This window comes from Rhizobium sp. L43 (assembly GCF_002531725.1).
Lineage (GTDB): Bacteria > Pseudomonadota > Alphaproteobacteria > Rhizobiales > Rhizobiaceae > Rhizobium.
The window spans coordinates 1-18,131 of the sequence record NZ_NWSQ01000003.1 but is presented as its reverse complement, the minus strand read 5'-3'; the positions used below and the strand labels follow the sequence as shown (position 1 = coordinate 18,131).

The 18,131-nt window shown below is 62.8% G+C and carries 15 protein-coding genes; 9 read left to right on the top strand and 6 right to left on the bottom strand.

Annotated elements, in window-relative coordinates:
* The first annotated feature begins 17 nt into the window (after positions 1-17).
* Both CO667_RS04895 and CO667_RS04890 read left to right on the top strand, forming a co-directional pair.
* Positions 18-1,184, top strand: a complete 1,167-nt coding sequence (locus CO667_RS04895; protein WP_097617340.1) for an AI-2E family transporter — start codon at positions 18-20, stop codon at positions 1,182-1,184.
* Between the two features lie 18 nt (positions 1,185-1,202).
* Positions 1,203-2,495 carry an FAD-dependent oxidoreductase gene (locus CO667_RS04890; protein WP_097617339.1) on the top strand — a complete coding sequence of 431 codons (1,293 nt, stop codon included), beginning with the start codon at positions 1,203-1,205 and terminating at the stop codon, positions 2,493-2,495.
* A gap of 219 nt (positions 2,496-2,714) precedes the next feature.
* Here CO667_RS04890 and CO667_RS04885 read toward each other — a convergent pair whose 3' ends face one another.
* On the bottom strand, positions 2,715-3,521 hold the full coding sequence (locus tag CO667_RS04885) for a polysaccharide deacetylase family protein (RefSeq protein ID WP_097617338.1): 807 nt from the start codon (positions 3,519-3,521) through the stop codon (positions 2,715-2,717).
* A gap of 227 nt (positions 3,522-3,748) precedes the next feature.
* On the bottom strand, positions 3,749-4,138 hold the full coding sequence (locus CO667_RS04880; RefSeq protein WP_097617337.1) for a DUF930 domain-containing protein: 390 nt from the start codon (positions 4,136-4,138) through the stop codon (positions 3,749-3,751).
* Between the two features lie 253 nt (positions 4,139-4,391).
* Between CO667_RS04880 and CO667_RS04875 the strand changes: the two genes are divergently transcribed.
* A complete protein-coding gene (locus CO667_RS04875) occupies positions 4,392-6,500 on the top strand; it encodes a S9 family peptidase (RefSeq protein WP_097617336.1) in 2,109 nt (702 codons plus the stop codon).
* Positions 6,501-6,761: 261 nt separating this feature from the next.
* The gene (locus tag CO667_RS04870) at positions 6,762-7,286 is read left to right on the top strand and encodes a DUF1697 domain-containing protein (RefSeq protein ID WP_097617335.1); all 525 of its coding nucleotides are present in this window, start codon (positions 6,762-6,764) and stop codon (positions 7,284-7,286) included.
* A 65-nt stretch (positions 7,287-7,351) separates the two neighbouring features.
* On the opposite strand, the gene CO667_RS04865 is transcribed toward CO667_RS04870, so the two are convergent.
* The gene (locus tag CO667_RS04865; protein ID WP_097617334.1) at positions 7,352-8,800 is read right to left on the bottom strand and encodes an MFS transporter; all 1,449 of its coding nucleotides are present in this window, start codon (positions 8,798-8,800) and stop codon (positions 7,352-7,354) included.
* A 250-nt stretch (positions 8,801-9,050) separates the two neighbouring features.
* Between CO667_RS04865 and CO667_RS04855 the strand changes: the two genes are divergently transcribed.
* The 3 genes from CO667_RS04855 to CO667_RS04845 all read left to right on the top strand — a co-directional run bounded on the left by CO667_RS04855 (position 9,051) and on the right by CO667_RS04845 (position 13,754).
* Complete coding sequence (locus CO667_RS04855) at positions 9,051-10,553, top strand: protein adenylyltransferase SelO (RefSeq protein WP_097617332.1); 1,503 nt, start codon at positions 9,051-9,053, stop codon at positions 10,551-10,553.
* A 141-nt stretch (positions 10,554-10,694) separates the two neighbouring features.
* A complete protein-coding gene (locus tag CO667_RS04850; RefSeq protein ID WP_097617331.1) occupies positions 10,695-13,034 on the top strand; it encodes a glucose/quinate/shikimate family membrane-bound PQQ-dependent dehydrogenase in 2,340 nt (779 codons plus the stop codon).
* Positions 13,035-13,124: 90 nt separating this feature from the next.
* A complete protein-coding gene (locus tag CO667_RS04845; protein WP_097617330.1) occupies positions 13,125-13,754 on the top strand; it encodes a glutathione S-transferase family protein in 630 nt (209 codons plus the stop codon).
* A gap of 396 nt (positions 13,755-14,150) precedes the next feature.
* Here the strand turns inward: CO667_RS04845 and bla are convergent, their stop codons facing one another.
* The 3 genes from bla to dmeR all read right to left on the bottom strand — a co-directional run bounded on the left by bla (position 14,151) and on the right by dmeR (position 16,522).
* Positions 14,151-15,065, bottom strand: a complete 915-nt coding sequence (gene bla, locus CO667_RS04835; RefSeq protein WP_097617328.1) for a class A beta-lactamase — start codon at positions 15,063-15,065, stop codon at positions 14,151-14,153.
* Positions 15,066-15,233: 168 nt separating this feature from the next.
* On the bottom strand, positions 15,234-16,226 hold the full coding sequence (gene dmeF, locus CO667_RS04830; protein ID WP_097617327.1) for a CDF family Co(II)/Ni(II) efflux transporter DmeF: 993 nt from the start codon (positions 16,224-16,226) through the stop codon (positions 15,234-15,236).
* 23 nt (positions 16,227-16,249) lie between these two features.
* Complete coding sequence (gene dmeR / locus CO667_RS04825) at positions 16,250-16,522, bottom strand: Ni(II)/Co(II)-sensing transcriptional repressor DmeR (protein WP_097617326.1); 273 nt, start codon at positions 16,520-16,522, stop codon at positions 16,250-16,252.
* 261 nt (positions 16,523-16,783) lie between these two features.
* Between dmeR and CO667_RS04820 the strand changes: the two genes are divergently transcribed.
* The gene (locus CO667_RS04820; protein ID WP_097617325.1) at positions 16,784-17,278 is read left to right on the top strand and encodes a GNAT family N-acetyltransferase; all 495 of its coding nucleotides are present in this window, start codon (positions 16,784-16,786) and stop codon (positions 17,276-17,278) included.
* A 105-nt stretch (positions 17,279-17,383) separates the two neighbouring features.
* The gene (locus tag CO667_RS04815; protein WP_097617324.1) at positions 17,384-18,013 is read left to right on the top strand and encodes a glutathione S-transferase family protein; all 630 of its coding nucleotides are present in this window, start codon (positions 17,384-17,386) and stop codon (positions 18,011-18,013) included.
* Positions 18,014-18,131: the final 118 nt, after the last annotated feature.

Here is an 18,131-nt window from a genome sequence, read left to right as displayed (position 1 = left end):
TTCGGGGACCTCGCCGCATGGGCATCGCCAATGGCATCCGCAAACACGCAAAGAAGATCGCGATCGGCGAACGCCACACCAGCGCCTGGGCACAGTCCCTGAAGGAGGCGGCAGAAGAGTTGCCGCCGCCACCGCTGCACCGGCTGGAAAAGGACGGGCTTGATGTCACCATGGCCTGGGCGATCATCGGCATCTTCGGCATTCTCTTCCTTGCCGCGGTCTATTTGATGTCGCTCATCCTCATCCCGATCACGCTTGCCGTCGTCGTCGGCATGATCCTCGGCATGGCGGCGGAAAAGCTCAGCAAGATGGGCGTGCCGCGGCTTGCCAATGCCGTCCTGCTGTCAAGCAGCGTGGCGCTCGTGATCTTCCTACTGATCAATTCGCTCGCCGACCCGCTGATGACGCTTGCCAATGAGGGGCCGGCCTTCGCCGAACGAACCATAAACCGCCTGATGCCTTATCTGGAGCGCATCAAATGGCTGCATATCACGCCGGCGACATTCGAAAGCGGATCGATGTCGATCGGCGCGCTGCTCGAAAACACCGGCAGCGTGCTGCACGTGGTGACGACCAGCCTGACGCCGGCGGTGGTGCAGGGGATGATCTTCTTTGCGGCGCTGCTGTTCTTCCTCGCCGGCCGGGTCAACCTGCGCAAGACTGTCATCATGACCTTCCGCACCCGCACGCAGCGGCTGGCGGCAATCCGCGTCATCAACGCCGTCGAGCAGGTGCTCGGCTTCTATTTCGCCACCGCCTCACTGATCTATGTCGGGCTCGGCGTCGTCATGACAGTCATCGCCTATGCCGCCGGGCTGTCGACCCCAATGCTCTGGGGTTTCTTCGCCTTCCTGTCGAGCTTCGTCCCCTATCTCGGCATCACCCTGATGACGCTTGCCGTCGCCATTGCCGGCATCCTCACCCATGACGGCCTGCTCATCGGCCTGATGCCGGCCGCCGCCTTCTTCACCGTGCATCTGCTTATGGAGAACCTGATCTTCCCGGCGGTGATGGGACGGCGGCTCGAAATCAATCCCTTCGTCGTCTTCCTCGCCATCCTGTTCTGGACATGGATGTGGGGTGCCGTCGGGGCGATGCTGGCGCTGCCGCTGTCGCTGATCGTCATGACTGTTATCGACGAACTGCTGATCGAGGAAAAGCCGCAGCCGCAGTTGCCGAAATGATCAACCGGGGAGACGTTCGTGGCAGCTGATCTCGATCTTGCCGAATCCGACCACGACCAGATGGTCAGCGGCCGGTCTCTCTGGGGGAAAAGCGGCTTACGCCCGCAATGGCGGTCGATCGAGCAGAGCTTTTCCGCCGACATCGCGGTGATCGGCGGCGGCATCACCGGCGCCTTGGTCGGCGAACATCTGACGGCGCGCGGCTTTTCCGTTGTGATCATCGACCGGGAGAAGCCCGGTTTCGGCAGCACCGCGGCGAGCACGGCGATGCTGCAATGGGAAACCGACAGCACGCTGACCGAGCTTGAGGATTATTACGGCTTCGAGCGGGCGGCCGGCATCTACCGCCGCAGCGGTGCCGCGGTCGCCGGCCTTTCCAAGCTGATCGCCGCCAACGCGATCGCCTGCGGCTTCCGGTCGCGCAACACGCTCTATCTCGCCGCCAATCAGGAAGGCGCCCGCAACCTGCTGGAGGAGCGCCAGCTTCGCCGCCGGGCGGGCCTGCCCGGCGTCTATCTCGAACATCCCGATCTCTTCACCCAATTCGAGCTCGACCGGGATGGTGCGATCTATTCGCCGGGTTCGGCGGAGTGCGATCCGCTGCTTCTGACCTGGGCGTTGATCGAGATGGCGGTGCGGCGCGGTGCGCGGCTGGTCAAGGCTTCGGTGACGGCGCTTCACAGCGAAGGCGATCACGTCACGATGGAGACGGATGAAGGCCACCTCATCGAGGCGCGGCATGTCGTGCTGGCGACCGGCTATTCGATGCCGGGCTTCGACATGCCGAAGCTGCACCGCTCGAGTTCCAGCTGGGCGCTCGCCACCGTGCCCCAGGACCCGGCACAATTCTGGCGCGACAGGGCGCTGATCTGGGAGGACAGCCATCCCTATCTCTATATGCGCACGACGGCGGACAATCGCATCGTCGCCGGCGGCGAGGACGACGAGACGATCGATCCTGCAGCGCGCGACCGCAAGCTGCCGGCAAAGACCATGGCGATCCGGGAGAAGATGAAGCGGCTGTGGCCGAAAGCCGATACGCGGGTGGAACACGCCTGGTGCGGCACTTTCGGCGAGACGGTTGACGGTCTGCCGCTGATCGGCCCGGTGCCGGAGACGCCGCATGTGTTCGCCGCCTATGGCTACGGCGGCAACGGCATCACCTTTTCCTATCTCGCTGCGCAGATGATCGGCGCGATGCTCGCCGGCATGCATCGCGACTGGTTCGAGGATTTCGCGCTCGACAGGGATGGACCGGGCTTGCGGCGGTTTGGAGAGGGTGTGGTGCGGATGGGGAGCGAGCTGAGGTAAGGTCCCGCGTTGATTGTCGTGGCGTGGGGCACCCCTCTGCCCTGCCGGGCATCTCCCCCACAGGTGGGGAGATCGGCAAGAAGCGATGCCTCGCCCTAAGTTCACGATTCATGTGACGGCCAGTTGTTTGAGGAAGCCATCGCACCCAGCCAATCTCCCTCCTTGTGGGGGAGATGCCCGGCAGGGCAGAGGGGGGTGTCCCCCACGGCACGCCTTCAATCACTCCGTCGTCTTGTCGTCACCCATATCCTCGACATCCTCGAGGCGAACGAACTCCGTGCCCTTTGCCTTGAGATCGACCAGCGCCTTGGCCACCCCCTCGCCTGCCGCATGCGTCGGCTGGTTGATGTGGGAGATGATGACGTCGCCATCCCTCGCCGAGGCGATGCGTTTTTCGGTGATGACGGCTCCGAGCAGCGAGCCGCCGTCGCCATTCACCGAATAACCGGCGATGCGAAAACCCATGGCGCGGATCTGACCGATGGCCGACAGGTCGTATTTGGCGGTCGAGCCGCGGAACCAGTGCGGCGCCGGGATGCCGGCCGCGACCATGGCGGCAGCGCCGCCTTCGACTTCCTGCCGCACCGCCTGCGGCGAGCCGGCGGAAGCGATGCCATAGATCAGCGTCGGCGTGTCGACTGCCGGAATATGGTTCTCGCCATGGTTTTCGAGTTCGAAGAGATCGGGGTTCCCAAGGAAGACGGCGACCGCGGCGGGATTGCGTCTCAGCCAGCGGGCGGTGACGAAGATCGTTGCCGGGATGCGTTCGCGCACCAGCATCGACAGGATGCGCTCGTCCGCCTGGCCCATGCAGGCATCGAAGGTGAGCGCAATGCGGGCATGACCGGCGATATTGGACCGGGCGATATGCAGATGCGGCTCGACGAGTTTTGGCGCCGGCACCTTCGGGCCTGGAGCGCCGATGGTGGGTGCGGCCGAGATGGACGGCGCCGACGGCAACTCGGCCGCCGATGCAGCTGATATCGCGGCCAGGAGCAGGGCCGAAGCGAAAAGGATGCGGTTCATATCAGGGCTTCTAGGACTAGGGTTCGTCGATTTTAGCGATTGCTCTCGTCCGCCGCCATGTGGCCGGATGTCACCGCAGGCGCTAGAGCAATTCCAGGAAAAGTGCGAAGCGGTTTTCCCAGGCAAAGCGCGAAGCGCTTTTGCCGGGAATTGCGTAAAAACAAAAATTTAGAGCGGTTCTGCGCTTTCATCAAAAGCTGAACCGCTCTAGGCCAAAAGCCGCTGCATCAATCGTAGAGATAATATTTGTCCCACTTCTCGCGCGGCACTTTCTCGCCGATCTCGTAGTTGAGCTCGCGCACGTTGATATGCTGCGGACCGGTGATGCAATTGTAGGAGAGATGGTACCAGTCGCCCTTGCTGCGGAAGACCGCGCCCGGCGCCTGCAGCGAATTGTCGCCGGCGACCGGATCCTTGAAGGTGTAGGCGATCACCTTGTCGGGCTTGAAGCCGGTGCTGTCATTGTTGATGCGGCTCATCGCCTCGGTGTCGCAGCTCTGTTCCAGCCGGGTCGAGGGATCGAGTTTTTCCAGCTGCTTCTTGATGGCGGGATCGACGGCAAAGGCGGGGGCAGCAAGGCTTGCGAGGGATACAAACAGGATCAGACGTTTCGGCATTGCGGAGAAAATCCCTTACTGTTGTCCATTCTTCACCCTGCCCCGGGCAGCTTGCCGGGGGCTTGGCACGTGCAAATTTCGCGCGACGAGAGCGGACTTTCTTAAATATTGTGGTGACATCAAGGCAAAGCCGGCCGAGCACCCTCCTTGTCTGTGGAAGGTCACCCGCACCCCTGGCGCAGCCTTGCCGCTTGATCCGGCGGCGGCGCGCCTCTATCTCTTGCCAACCCGACATTCCCACCGGAGCCATTCCTTGTCCGTTTTCAAAAGCCTGCCGACACCGCCCGCCGCACCGAAGAAGCCCACCTCCGACACGCGCCACGGCATTACCCGCACGGACGATTATGCCTGGCTGCGCGCCGACAATTGGCAGGCGATGTTCAAGGATCCGTCGATCCTCGATCCCCAAATCCGCCAGCATCTCGAAGCCGAAAACGCCTATATGAGTGCGGCGATGGAAGACACGAAGCCGCTGCAGAAGGCGCTGTTTTCAGAAATGCGCGGCCGCATTAGGGAAGACGACAGCTCGGTGCCGATGAAGGATGGCGCCTATGCCTACGGCACCTTTTATGTCACCGGCGGCGAACAGCCGCGTTATTTCCGCATCGCCCGCGACGGCGACGTCGCTGATGAGACGATCCGCACGGTGCTGCTCGACGGCGACAAGGAGGCCGCCGGCAAGGCCTATTTCCGTCTCGCCGGCCTCGACCATACGAGCGACCACAGCCACGGCATCTGGGGCTATGACGACAAGGGCTCGGAATTCTTCACGCTGAAGGTCCGCGATCTCGCAACCGGCGAGGACCTTGCCGACCGGATCGAGAATACCGGCGGCGGCGGCGTCTGGGCGCCCGACGGCAAGAGCTTCTTCTATTCGGCGCTCGACGAGAACCACCGGCCTTCCAAGGTGTTCCACCATATTGTCGGCCGGCCGCAATCGGAAGACCGGCTGGTCTATGAGGAAGCCGATGCCGGCTTCTTCATGGGCGTCGGCGGCTCGCTGCTCGACGATGTCATCTATATCGACATTCACGACCACGAGACCAGCGAATACCGGCTGCTGTCGACCAAGGACCTCACGGCGGAACCGAAGCTGGTGGCGGCGCGTGAGGAAGGCATCGAATATTCGCTGACCGAGGGCGGCGACGTCTTCTACATCCTCACCAATGATGGCGGCGCCAAGGATTTCAAGATCATGGAAGCGCCGGTCGACAATCCGGTCAAGGAAAACTGGCGCGAAGTGGTCGCCCACAAGCCCGGCACGCTCATCATCAGCCACATGGCCTATGCCTGCCATCTTCTGTGGCTGGAACGCAAGGACGGGCTGCCGCAAATCATGATCCGCGACCGGGCGACCGGCGAGGAACATGCGATCGCCTTTGCCGAGGAAGCCTATTCTCTGGGGCTCTCGGGTGCTGCGGAATACGACACGGATATCATCCGCTTTTCCTATTCCTCGATGACGACGCCGTCGCAGCTCTACGACTACAACATGGTGACGCGCGAGCGCACGCTGCTGAAGACGCAGGAAGTGCCGTCAGGCCACAATCCCGACGACTACGTCACCCGGCGCGTCTTTGCGCCTGCCTGGGACGGCGAGAAGGTGCCGGTCACCCTGCTCTATCGCCGGGATACACCGCTCGACGGCAGCGCGCCTTGCCTGCTTTACGGCTACGGCGCTTACGGCATCACCATTCCGGCCGGCTTCAACACCAACTGCCTGTCGCTCGCCGACCGCGGCTTCGTCTATGCCATCGCCCATATCCGCGGCGGCAAGGACAAGGGATTTGCCTGGTACGAAGACGGCAAGATGGACAAGAAGACGAATACATTCAAGGACTTCGTCGCCGCTGCCGATTATCTGAATCAACAGAAGTTCACCTCTTACGCGAAGATCATCGCCGAGGGCGGCTCGGCCGGCGGCATGCTGATGGGTGCGGTTGCCAACATGGCGCCGGAAAAATTCGCCGGCCTCATCGCCGCCGTTCCCTTCGTCGACGTGCTGAACACCATGCTCGACGATACGCTGCCGCTCACCCCGCCGGAATGGCCGGAATGGGGCAATCCGATCGACAGCAAGGAGGAATACCAGCAGATCGCCTCCTATTCGCCCTACGACAATGTCGGCGCAAAAGCCTACCCGCCGATCCTGGCGCTCGGCGGGCTGACGGACCCGCGCGTCACCTATTGGGAGCCGGCCAAATGGGTGGCCAAGCTGCGCGACAAGACGACCGGCAACGCGCCGATCCTGCTGAAGACCAATATGGATGCCGGCCATGGCGGGGCGTCAGGGCGCTTCCAGCGGTTGGAAGAGATCGCGTTCGAGTATGCGTTTGCCATCAAGGTGGCGGGGAAGATGTGAGGGATTGGATTGGATTGGATTGGATTGGATGGGATGGGGCGTGCCGTGTGGCGCCCCCCTCTGCCCTGCCGGGCATCTCCCCCACAGGTGGGGAGATCACAAGTGGCTTGACCTTCCTGCTTCTCTACCGTTTCGCCGTGCTGGACGCTCATTGTTTGGGGAAGCCGGTGCGCCCAGCCGATCTCCCCACCTGTGGGGGAGATGCCCGGCAGGGCAGAGGGGGGCTGGCACGGCACAAGGCCAATAAAGAGAGGGAGAGAAATGCCCGTCTACATCGCCCTCCTCCGCGCCGTGAACGTCGGCGGCACCGGCGCCCTGCCGATGGCCGAACTGAAGGCCATTTGCGAAGGCCTCGGCTTTTCCGACGTGAAAACCTACATCCAGAGCGGCAACGTGGTTTTCTGCTCTGATGAGCTGGAAAAGACAGTGGAGGAGCGGCTCGACGAGGCGCTCGGCCGAAAGATGGGCAAACCTCCAGGCGTGATGGTGCGCACCCGTAAAGAGCTTGACGATATCGTCGCCGACGCCCCCTTTCCCGACGCGAAGCCGAACCTCCTGCTCGTCTATTTCCTGCCCGAAAAGGCGCCCAGTGATGCGCTGGAGAAAATGGTGGCGCCCGATGGCGAGGAGGCGAAGCTCGCCGGCCGCGAAATCTATGTGCATTATCCCAATGGGTCCGGCCGCTCGAAGCTGAAGCTGCCGGGGCTGAAACCCGGCACCTCGCGCAATCTCAACACCGTGCGCAAGCTCGCGGAGATGGCGGCTGATATGGAGAACGAGGACTGAGCGGGGGGGCGCAGAATTTGATTCAAGCGGCGCGCGTCAAATCCTTGTTTTTATGAATTTTATCGTCAACCTCCGGCCGCCTTCGTCCGTTTGGCCCTATAGCCGCTGATCTCCTCGCCGGCGGTCGGCAAGAAGCGCAGGTTCCAGAAGGTCGCGGTAATCGATATGAGGGTGACGACGATGAAGGCGGTGGAGAAATCGCCAAGCGCGGGCGTTTCGGCGCCTGACAAGGCCATGGAGCCGTGCAGCGCCAAGGCGCCGATGCAGATGCCGAGCGACAGCATCAGTTGCTGGAAGGTGGTGTAGAAGCTGGTGGCCGAACTCATCCGCTCCTTGTCGATCTCGTCATAGGCAATGGTGTTATAGGCGGTGAACTGGAACGACAGGAAGAAGGCGCTGAGCACCAGGACGACGAAGATGAGCGGCATCGGCCAGTCCGGCCGAAAGGCGGCGCAGAGGCCGTAGCCGACCGTGCCGCAGATGCCGTTGAGGACGAGGCTGCGGCGGAAACCGAGCCGGCGGAAGACGAACTTCGCCATCGGCTTCATGGCGAGCGCGCCAAGCGCCGTGGCGATGACGATCTGGCCGGCTGCGGCGGCAGACAGGCCGAAGCCGATCTGGAAGAGCAGCGGCAGCAGGAAGGGCTGCGCCCCTTGGGTGATGCGCGTCAGCGAGCCGGCGATGACCGACGTGCCGAAGCTCGGCACCTTCATCAGCGAGAAATCCATGATCGGCGACGGGTGTTTGCGGGCATGCTTGAGATAGGCGATGCCGAAGAGCAGGCCGAGCGCGATCAGGAAGATCGAGAAGGCGCCCTCGCCTTCATGGCTCGACATTTCGAAGCCGAAGAGCAGCGAGCCGAGCGAGATGCCGGAGAGGATGAAGCCGATCGTATCGAAGGGGCCGCTCGCCTTGCCCTTCACCTCGTCGATGTAGATCGAGACGAAGATCATGCCGATAATGCCGACCGGCACGTTGATATAGAAGATCCAGCGCCAGTCGAGATAGGTGACGAAGAAACCGCCGAGCGGCGGGCCGATGATGGGGCCGATCAGCGCCGGCACCAGCAGCCAGGACATGGCGCTGACCATATCCTTGCGGTCGACGCTGCGCATCAGCACCAGGCGGCCGACCGGCATCATCATCGCGCCGCCCATGCCCTGCAAGAGCCGCGCCAGCACCAGGAAGGACAGCGTCGGCGCGAGCGCACACAGGATGGAGCCGGCGACGAAGACGGCGATTGCCGCGCGGAAGACGGTGCGCGAGCCGAAACTGTCGGCCATCCGGCCGCTGGCCGGAATGAAAATCGCCAGGCTGAGGAGATAGGAGGTGAGCGCGATCGACATGGCCGGGGCGCTGACGGCGAAATCGCGCGCCATGGTCGGCAGCGCGGTCGCCAGCACCGTCGCATCGATATTTTCCATCAGCATCGCACTCGCGACAATCATCGCGATCACCCGGAAATTGGGCGCGGCGCGCCGAACCATCGGCGCCTGGTAAATCTGATCCGACATCGTCCGGAATCACTCGCGGTGGCGCGGCGGAGCACACGAGGCAGCAAGGCCGCGGAGATGACATGGCGCAAGGCCAAGGGGAGACGGTCTGCTATACGCCTCGGATCATGGCGGCGCTATGTCCTTTATGGCAAGGCAGCTTTGACGAGAGGGAAAGGCAGATCACGATTCCTTGCATCGGCCCGTTCTTCGTGAAGGTCTTCATCCAAACCGGCTTGCGCCCTAAGCACCCCGGCCCTACCTATGAGGGATGACCTCCGCCCTGCAGACAAACCGGCCCGGTGCGGCCTTTCCGTTCGACAACAGCTATGTCGGCTTGCCCCAGCACTTCTTTGCGGCCCAAGTACCGACGCCGGTGGCCGAACCCTGGCTGATCAAGCTGAACGAGCCGCTCGCCGCCGAGCTCGGGCTCGACGTCGAGGCCCTGCGCCGCGACGGCGCGGCGATCTTTTCCGGCAACCTCCTTCCCGAAGGGGCAGAACCGCTGGCGATGGCCTATGCCGGGCATCAGTTCGGCGGCTTCTCGCCGCAGCTCGGCGACGGGCGGGCGATCCTGCTCGGCGAGGTGATCGACCGCGGCGGCAAGCGTTTCGACATCCAGCTGAAGGGTGCGGGCCCGACGCCTTTTTCGCGCCGCGGCGATGGCCGGGCGGCGATCGGGCCGGTGCTCAGGGAATATATCATCAGCGAGGCGATGTTTGCGCTCGGCATTCCCGCCACGCGGGCGCTGGCGGCGGTGACGACGGGCGAGCCGGTCTATCGCGAAGAGGTGTTGCCGGGCGCGGTCTTCACCCGCGTCGCGGCCAGCCACATCAGGGTCGGCACCTTCCAGTATTTCGCCGCCAGAGGCGACACCGACGGCGTGCGGGCGCTGGCCGACTATGTGATCGACCGGCATTATCCCGCCTTGAAAGAGGCCGAAAATCCCTATCTCGCGCTGTTCGAGGCGGTGTCCGAGCGCCAGGCAGCGCTGATTGCCCGCTGGCTGCATGTCGGTTTCATCCATGGGGTGATGAACACCGACAATATGACCGTCTCCGGCGAGACGATCGATTTCGGCCCCTGCGCCTTCATGGATGCCTATGACCCGGCGACCGTCTTTTCGTCGATCGATCAGCACGGCCGTTATGCCTATGCCAACCAGCCCGGCATCGGCCAATGGAACCTTGCAAGGCTCGGCGAGACACTGCTGTCGCTGATCGATGCCGAGCCCGACAGGGCCGTCGACAAGGCGAATGCGGTGATCAAGAGTTATGGCGAACGGTTCCAGGCGCATTGGCTGGCCGGCATGCGGGAGAAGATCGGCCTTGCCGGGCAAGAGGATGCCGATCTCGAGCTGGTGCAGGCGCTGCTGTCGCTGATGCAGGCACAGGCCGCCGATTTCACCCTGACCTTCCGGCGGCTGTCGGATCTTGCCGGCGATGACGGGGTAGAGCCGGCCTTTGCGGCGAGCTTCCGCGAACCGGAGGCCTGCGGCGCCTGGCTTGCGCAGTGGCGCGAGCGGCTGTCCCGCGATCCGAAGACGGCTGCCGAGCGCGCCATTGCCATGCGCGCCGTCAATCCGGCTTTCATTCCGCGCAACCACCGGGTCGAACAGGCAATCGAGGCCGCCGTCGAGAACGGCGATTTCTCGCTGTTCGAGGCGCTGGTGACCGTGCTTTCCAAACCCTATGAGGACCAGCCGGGCTTTGCCGCCTATCTGCAACCGCCAAAGCCGGACGAACGGGTGCTTGCGACCTTCTGCGGGACGTAAGCGGGTCCAATACAACCGTACCGTGACGACAGCCTGCGGCAATTGTGGCCGTTGAAAGGCATCTCCTTCGCGCTATCTGGCTGATCGGCGGGACTTTTCCGTCGATCCCTCACCCGGCGAACCTCAGCGGGAGACAGCCTTATGGCGATCGTCATCACCTCCATCTTCTTCATCGTCATCGGGCTGGCGCTCGGCGGCGGCGGGCTGTGGCTCGTCACGCTCGGCGGCAGCGTCTTCTATCTGTTCGCCGGGCTGATGTTCCTGATCACCGCCGGACTGCTGTTGATGCGCAAGGCGGTGGCGCTCTGGGTCTATGCGGTGCTCGTCGTCTCGGCACTCGCCTGGGCGGTGTGGGAGGTCGGCTTCGACTGGTGGCAGCTGGGGCCGCGCGGCGGCATGATCATCCTGCTCGGGCTCTGGCTGCTGACGCCCTGGATTCGCCGGCCGCTCGGCCTGCGCAGCCCGACCGGCTTCACCTATGGCGCCAATCCCTGGCCGCTCGCCGTGCCCGTCATCCTCGCCATCCTCGTCGCCCTCTATTCGATGACGAGGGACCCGCACGATCTCGCCGGCGAGCTGCCGACCGATAAGGTCGCCGCCAGCCCCGCCTTCGGCGGCAGCGTGCCGGATGGCGAATGGCATCAATATGGCCGCACGCCTTTCGGCCAGCGTTATTCGCCGCTCGACCAGATCACCGCCGAAAACGTCTCCACCCTCAAGGAGGTGTGGCGATACCAGACCGGCGACGTCAAGCGGCCGGAGGATATTAGCGAGACGACCTATCAGGTGACGCCGCTCAAGGTGAAGGACACGCTCTATCTCTGTACCCCGCACAACTGGGCGATCGCGCTCGACGCGAAAACAGGCAAGGAGAAATGGAAATACAACGCCAACTCCGGCATGAACCCCAACCGGCAGCACCAGACCTGCCGCGGCGTCACCTATTATGCCGATCCCGATGTCGCCGCCGGCCAGCCCTGCGCCGAGCGCGTCTACCTGCCGACATCGGACGCGCGGCTGATCGCGCTCGATGCGGCGGATGGAAAGATCTGCACCGCTTTTGCCGACCAGGGCGTGCTGCATCTGGAAACCGGCATGCGTTACAATCCGGCCGGCTATTATTACTCCACCTCGCCGCCGGTTGCGGTGGCGGGCAAGATCATCGTCGGCGGGGCGGTGAACGACAATTATTCGACTGAGGAACAATCCGGCGTCATCCGCGCCTTCGACATCAAGACCGGCGCGCTGCTCTGGAACTGGGATTCCGGCAATCCCGACGTAACGACGCCGATCCCCGAGGGTCAGACCTACACGACCAACTCGCCGAACAGCTGGTCGGTCTTCAGCGTCGACGAAGCGCTCGGGATGGTCTACATCCCGCTCGGCAACCAGGTGCCCGACCAGCTCGGCATCGGCCGCAGCGACAATGTCGAGAAATTCTCCTCCTCAATCGTCGCGCTCGATATCGCTACCGGCCAGCTGCGCTGGGTGCGCCAGACCGTGCATCACGATCTCTGGGACATGGACGTGCCGGCCCAGCCTGTCCTGATCGACCTGACGAAGCAGGACGGCACCGTGGTTCCCGCCCTTGTCGGCCCGACCAAGCAGGGCGATCTCTATGTGCTCGACCGGCGCAGCGGCGAGCCGATCATCCCGGTCAAGGAAATCCCGGCGCCGGATGGAGCGATCACCGGCGATCATACCTCGCCGACGCAGCCGATTTCCGACCTCACCTTCTCGCCCGAGCCGCTGAAGGAAAAGGACATGTGGGGCGTGTCGCTGTTCGACCAGCTCGCCTGCCGCATCGACTTCCATCGTTACTATTACGAGGGCCGCTATACGCCGCCTTCGCTCAAGGGAACGATCGTCTATCCTGGCAATTTCGGCACCTTCAACTGGGGCTCGGTGGCGGTGGATCCGGAGCGGCAGATCATGTTCGGCATGCCGACCTACCTCGCCTTCACCTCGCGTCTGGTGCCGGCCGCCGACATTCCGCGGAGGGGCCAGGACGAGAAGGGCAGCGAACAGGGGCTGAACCGCAATGACGGCGCACCCTACGGCGTCTTCATGGGGCCTTTCCTCGGGCTCTTGAAAATCCCCTGCCAGGCGCCGCCGTGGGGCTATGTCGCCGGCGTCGATCTGCGCACCGGCAAGATCGCCTATATGCACAAGAACGGCACCGTGCACGACATGACGCCGTTGCCCTTGCCCTTCAAGGTGGGCGTGCCCGGCATCGGCGGACCGATGCTGACCAAAGGCGGCGTCGCCTTCCTTGGCGCTGCAGTCGACAACTATCTGCGCGCTTACGATGTGACGAACGGACGCGAGCTCTGGCAGGCGCGGCTTCCCGCCGGCGGCCAGGCGACGCCGATGACCTATACGGCCGATGACAACAAACAATATGTCGTCATGGTCGCCGGCGGCCACGGGTCAGTCGGCACCACGCCCGGCGATTATGTGATCGCCTATACGCTGCCGTGATGGGGAGCTGCGCTTGGAAACCACATTCCGGTCGATTGAACGGGACAATCGAGAGATGTAATCTGTGAGCCGCGCACGTGGAGGAACGACATGACCGAGGCGTTGACGATCTGGACATATGATTGGGTGCCACCTGGCCCCCGCGGTCATGTGCGAGACATCCGATTGCGCTGGGCATGTGAAGAGGCCGGCCTCAGATACGACGTCAAGTCGGTCTCCTTCCATGACCGCGGACCGGAGCATTTCGCGCGCCAGCCCTTTGGCCAAGTGCCGTTCATCGAGGACGGAGACATTACCGTTTTCGAAAGCGGCGCCTGTCTTCTCTATCTGGCGCGAAAAAGCGAAAAGTTGATGCCGCGCGACCCCAAGGGCGAGGCGGCGACGCTGGAATGGACGATTGCCGCGCTCAATTCGATCGAGATGGTTTCGGTCCCCTGGTGGTTCATCGGCCTGTCCAAGGACACGAACAACCCGCTCGACGGTTGGCTGCTCCAGCGCTTGCAACACCTGGAAGCCGTACTGGCGCAGCGCGAATGGCTTGCCGCCGGACAATTCACTGCAGCCGATATCCTGATGACGGATGCGCTTCGTGTGCCGAAGGTCAGAGCCGCCGGCGAGTATCCGGCATTGCGCTCCTACATCGATCGCGCCTGCGCGCGTCCGGCTTTCAAAAGAGCGTATGACGGCCAGATGGCACATTTCGCGGCGGGTGATAAATAAACGAAATCCGCGGATTCGGCAGTCATGCTGCAGACTCGCCTAGCTAAATCGCTGGTGCCGGTTGAATGCCAAAGGCGTTTGACCGGCCTTCAATCAGGAGCATTAAGCGATGAATACATTCCTTTTAGTTGCTTTACGGTCGTTTTTGATAAGTTTGACAATCATTGGAGGACAGCGACTGTGGGAAATCATCTTCAAAACCTCTGAATTTGAACATTCGTTGCGCTCCTTTTTGATGTTGTTTGCAATAGGCTTTGTGTTGTCCCTTTTGTTCGAAATATATCAAAAAAGTCACTAACTCGGTGACGAAGTTGGCACGGGACACAACGTGCGTGATCAATGGGTCACGGCTCATTTGGCGCAAAATCCTACACCCTCTGCCGCATGTCCAATGCTTCACACCATCTCGATGATCATACGCCCAACCTCGGCGAAGACCGGGTTGAGATCCTTCACCGGCGCGGTCGCCTCGGCGATATAGACGGCGGCGACGATCGGGCCGCGGTCGGGCGGCCAGATGACCGCGATATCGCCGAGGGAGCCGTTCGGGCCGGTGCCGGTCTTGTCGCCGACCTTCCACTCCGCCGGCAGGCCGGCCCTCAGCCGCTCGCCGCCGGTCGTGCTTGCCACCAGCCAGGCGATCAGTCTGTCGCAGGAGGCTTCGGCAAGCACCGAGCCGAGCGTCAGGTTGCCGAGCGTGTCGAGCATCGCATCCGGTGTCGTGGTGTCGCGCGGATCGCCCTTTTTGCCCTCGTTCAGCGTCGGTTCGGTGCGGTCGAGACGCGTCGTGCCGTCGCCGATCGAGCGCAACCAGTCGGTCAGCGCCACCGGCCCGCCGAAGCTTTCGAGCAGCAGATTGCCGGCGGTATTGTCGCTGACCGTCACCGCCGCCTCGCAGAGTTCGGCGATCGTCATGCCGTCGGCGCCGGCGTGTTTTTCGCTGAGCGGCGAATAGTCGACGAGCTTATCCTTGCCGTAGCTCACCCGCCGGTCGAGCTTCTCCTCGCCCTTGTCGGCGCGGGCAAGCACGAAGCCCGCGGCCAGCGCCTTGAAGGTGCTGCACATCGGAAAGGCCTCGCTGCCGCGATAGCCGAAGGAGATGCTTGTCTGGGTGTCGAGCACCGAGACGCCGAGGCGGCCGCCGGTGCGTTTTTCCAGCTCGGCAAGGCGACGCTGGATGTTGTCGTCACCCTCCTCGACCTTCCCCGCGGCCCCATCCTCAGGCCCATCCTCAGCATTGGCGGACAGGCCCAAAACAGGCAGGCAAAGCGCCGAGCCGAGCAGCAAGCGGCGAGTAAGGCTGAGATTCATAACATCCTCCGGCGAGTCGGAGAACAGAGCTAAGGCGAGATTGCGGCGGCATCTCGTTCCCACGGCGACTTTGTCGCCGTCGTGCGAGTTTGTCGCCGTCTTGCGAGTTTGTCGCCGTCGCGCGACGATGTCGTCCGCTGCAGCGCGTTTACGCCCCCCGCCCCTCGATTACGCGGCGCGCGTGACCTCAACCGTCACATGCGACAATTCCGTCAGCGCCGAAAGCCTGTCCTTGTAGAAGGCCGGCTCGCGCGGCGTCGCGGTGACGACGGCAACGATGGCGGCATGATGGCCGGGGCCGACCTGCCAGACATGCAGATCGGTGATCCGGTCTTCCCCAGTCTCGATCGCGTGGCGGATTTCGGCCGGCAGCGTCTCGCCGTGCGGGACGACATCGAGAAGAACGCCGCCCGAAGATTTCATCAGGCTCCAGGACCAGTTGGCGATGACCAGGCCGCCGACGATGCCCATGATGGGATCGAGCCAGAGCCAGCCGTAAAGGCTGCCGAGCGTCAGCGCGGCGATGGCGAGCACGGAGGTCATGGCATCGGCGATGACATGCAGATAGGCGGCGCGGATATTGTTGTCGCCGGGCTTTGCGTGGTGATCATGGTGGGCATGATCGCCATGATGGTGGTGGCCGTGGTGATGCGCGGCATGATGGCCATGCGCGTGATGCGCGTGATCAGGGCCGCCGCCGGCCAGCAGCCAGGCGCTGATCAGATTGACGGCAAGGCCGATCACCGCCACGGCGATCGCCTGGGCAAAACCGATCGGCACCGGGTTTGAAAGGCGCAGCCAGCTTTCCCAGGCCATCAGCAGGGCGATCAGCGCCAGGATAATGGCGCTGGCGAAACCGGCGAGATCGCCGAGCTTGCCGGTGCCGAAGGTGAAACGCGGGTTGCGCGCCTGCTTGCGGGCGAAGAGATAGGCGAGCGCCGAAATCAGCAGCGCGCTGGCATGGGTCGACATGTGCCAGCCATCGGCGACCAGCGCCATCGAGCCGTAGGCCGTGCCGGCGGCGATTTCCGCCACCATCATCACCGCCGTCAGGGCGATCACCAGCCAGATGCGCCGCTCGTTCACCGCATGATCGTCGCCGAGGAAAACATGATCATGTTCCAGGGCATCCATTCCAGCCTTGTCGATTCCGGCACGCATTACAGGCTCCTTCGTCACGGCACTCAGCGAATATAGGTTCTCAGCACTTCCGATATTTCCTCGACCGCTTCTGCCCTGGCGGCGTCGTCATCGGCATTCAGCACATGTTCGCGCAGATGATCGTCCAGCACCTCGCCGGTCAGCCCGATCAGGGCGCCGCGGACGGAGGCGAGCAGCTGCAGGATTTCGCCGCAGGGGCGCTCGGCCTCGAGCGCTCGCTCGACGGCCTCCATCTGACCCTTCAAACGGCTGACGCGGGCGATGAGCTTCTTTTTCTGCAGGGTGGTGTGGGACATGAGCCCTTATATAGCATAGGGGGGTATACTATCAAGAGTCGAAACCGGATCACTGCCGATGCGCGGCGATCGGCCATTGACAAATCCCGCATTTCCGACGATTGATGCTGCATGATCAAAAACGCGCACCAGAGCCGCTCGTATTTTTGGCTGTACCTGTAAAGGGCGGCCGGACAGATCATATTGTCAACAAGCCGCCGTCAGGCGGCTTTGTTGTATCGGCAGCGTCCTGACGGCAGAATATCAAAGGACGCGAAGACCATGACCGAAATCGAAGACAGCGAAATTTCACTGATGCGCCCATCGGTGGTGACGATCCGCGCCGCCAAGCCGCGCGACCTGCCCGAACTCAATGCGATGATCGCCCTGCTCGCCGCCCATCATGGCGATCCCTCGGGCACGACGCCGGAGCAGTTGGAGCGCGACCTCTTCGGCCCGCTGCCCTGGATCACCGCACTCGTCGCCGAGACCGGCGAAGGGCTGATCGGCTACGCCATTCTCGTGCCGCTCTACAGGGCGCAGGAAGGCAAGCGCGGCATGGATCTGCACCATCTCTTCGTGCGCGACGGCCATCGCGGCCACGGCACCGGCCAACTGCTCGTCGACCGCGCCCGCGAGACCGCCCGCAATGCCGGCTGCGGCTACCTCTCCGTCAGTGCCGCCACCGGAAACGTGCTGGCGCACCGCTTCTACGAACAGCTGGATTTCACCCCGCGTCCGGTGACCGGCATGCGCTACATGCAGTCGATCGCTTAGGGTAGCCGGCTCGAGGTTCGGCTTTCGCAAGAGCCGAAGTTCGTGGCATCAAAACGGCAGCACCGTTTGTGAGACATGCTTTATCGAATTGCATAAGGAGCTTTCATGCCTGATTTCAAACTCCATTGTTTCGCTCTCTCGGGGAATTCTTACAAAGTTGCGCTGTTCTTTGCGCTGGCCGGCATCGAGTGGGAAAGCATTTTCGTTGACTATCTGGGCGGAGAAACGCGAACCGAACAATGGCGAAAAACCATAAACGAACAGGGCGAGGCGCCTGTGCTCGAACATGGGCAAACGAAGATCAGCCAATCGGGGATCATCCTGGACTACTTGTCAGAGGTGACAGGGCAGTTTGGGGCACAGACAGCCGAAGAACGGCGCGACATCATGCGTTGGATTCTTTTCGACAACCATAAATTCACGAGCTACTACGCGACGCTGAGGTTCATGTATGGCCTCCAGAAGAGCGGCGAGACGCCCGTCGTCGAATTTTTGAGACTGAGGGCCAAAGCTGCCTATGCCATTGTTGACGAACACCTGGCGCACCGGGCCTTCATGGTCGGCGACCGGCTGACGATCGCAGACCTCTCTCTGGCGGGCTACGTCTTCATGCCGGAGGAAACCGGGATCGATCACAGCGCCTTCCCGGCTATCGCAGCCTGGAAAGATCGTATCAGCAACATGCCGGGCTGGCGCCATCCCTATGATCTGATGCCGGGTCCCACCTCCTTGTAAACAGGTTTGGACCTTGCGAAGGTGCCAAGCACAACCGCACTCTAGAGCGGTTCATTGCTTATCGGAATCGAGGTGGGATTCCCAAATCAGCAGAATTGTGATTCATCCTGGGTGCTGG

Bases quoted from the DNA above. Each gene is read 5' to 3' on its own strand.
- bla (WP_097617328.1), bottom strand. From the start codon at position 15,065: ATGAATCTCAGCCTTACTCGCCGCTTGCTGCTCGGCTCGGCGCTTTGC.
- CO667_RS04895 (WP_097617340.1), top strand. From the start codon at position 18: ATGGGCATCGCCAATGGCATCCGCAAACACGCAAAGAAGATCGCGATC.
- CO667_RS04885 (WP_097617338.1), bottom strand. From the start codon at position 3,521: ATGAACCGCATCCTTTTCGCTTCGGCCCTGCTCCTGGCCGCGATATCA.
- CO667_RS04850 (WP_097617331.1), top strand. From the start codon at position 10,695: ATGGCGATCGTCATCACCTCCATCTTCTTCATCGTCATCGGGCTGGCG.
- CO667_RS04865 (WP_097617334.1), bottom strand. From the start codon at position 8,800: ATGTCGGATCAGATTTACCAGGCGCCGATGGTTCGGCGCGCCGCGCCC.
- CO667_RS04855 (WP_097617332.1), top strand. From the start codon at position 9,051: ATGACCTCCGCCCTGCAGACAAACCGGCCCGGTGCGGCCTTTCCGTTC.
- CO667_RS04880 (WP_097617337.1), bottom strand. From the start codon at position 4,138: ATGCCGAAACGTCTGATCCTGTTTGTATCCCTCGCAAGCCTTGCTGCC.
- dmeF (WP_097617327.1), bottom strand. From the start codon at position 16,226: ATGCGTGCCGGAATCGACAAGGCTGGAATGGATGCCCTGGAACATGAT.
- dmeR (WP_097617326.1), bottom strand. From the start codon at position 16,522: ATGTCCCACACCACCCTGCAGAAAAAGAAGCTCATCGCCCGCGTCAGC.
- CO667_RS04815 (WP_097617324.1), top strand. From the start codon at position 17,384: ATGCCTGATTTCAAACTCCATTGTTTCGCTCTCTCGGGGAATTCTTAC.
- CO667_RS04870 (WP_097617335.1), top strand. From the start codon at position 6,762: ATGCCCGTCTACATCGCCCTCCTCCGCGCCGTGAACGTCGGCGGCACC.
- CO667_RS04845 (WP_097617330.1), top strand. From the start codon at position 13,125: ATGACCGAGGCGTTGACGATCTGGACATATGATTGGGTGCCACCTGGC.
- CO667_RS04820 (WP_097617325.1), top strand. From the start codon at position 16,784: ATGACCGAAATCGAAGACAGCGAAATTTCACTGATGCGCCCATCGGTG.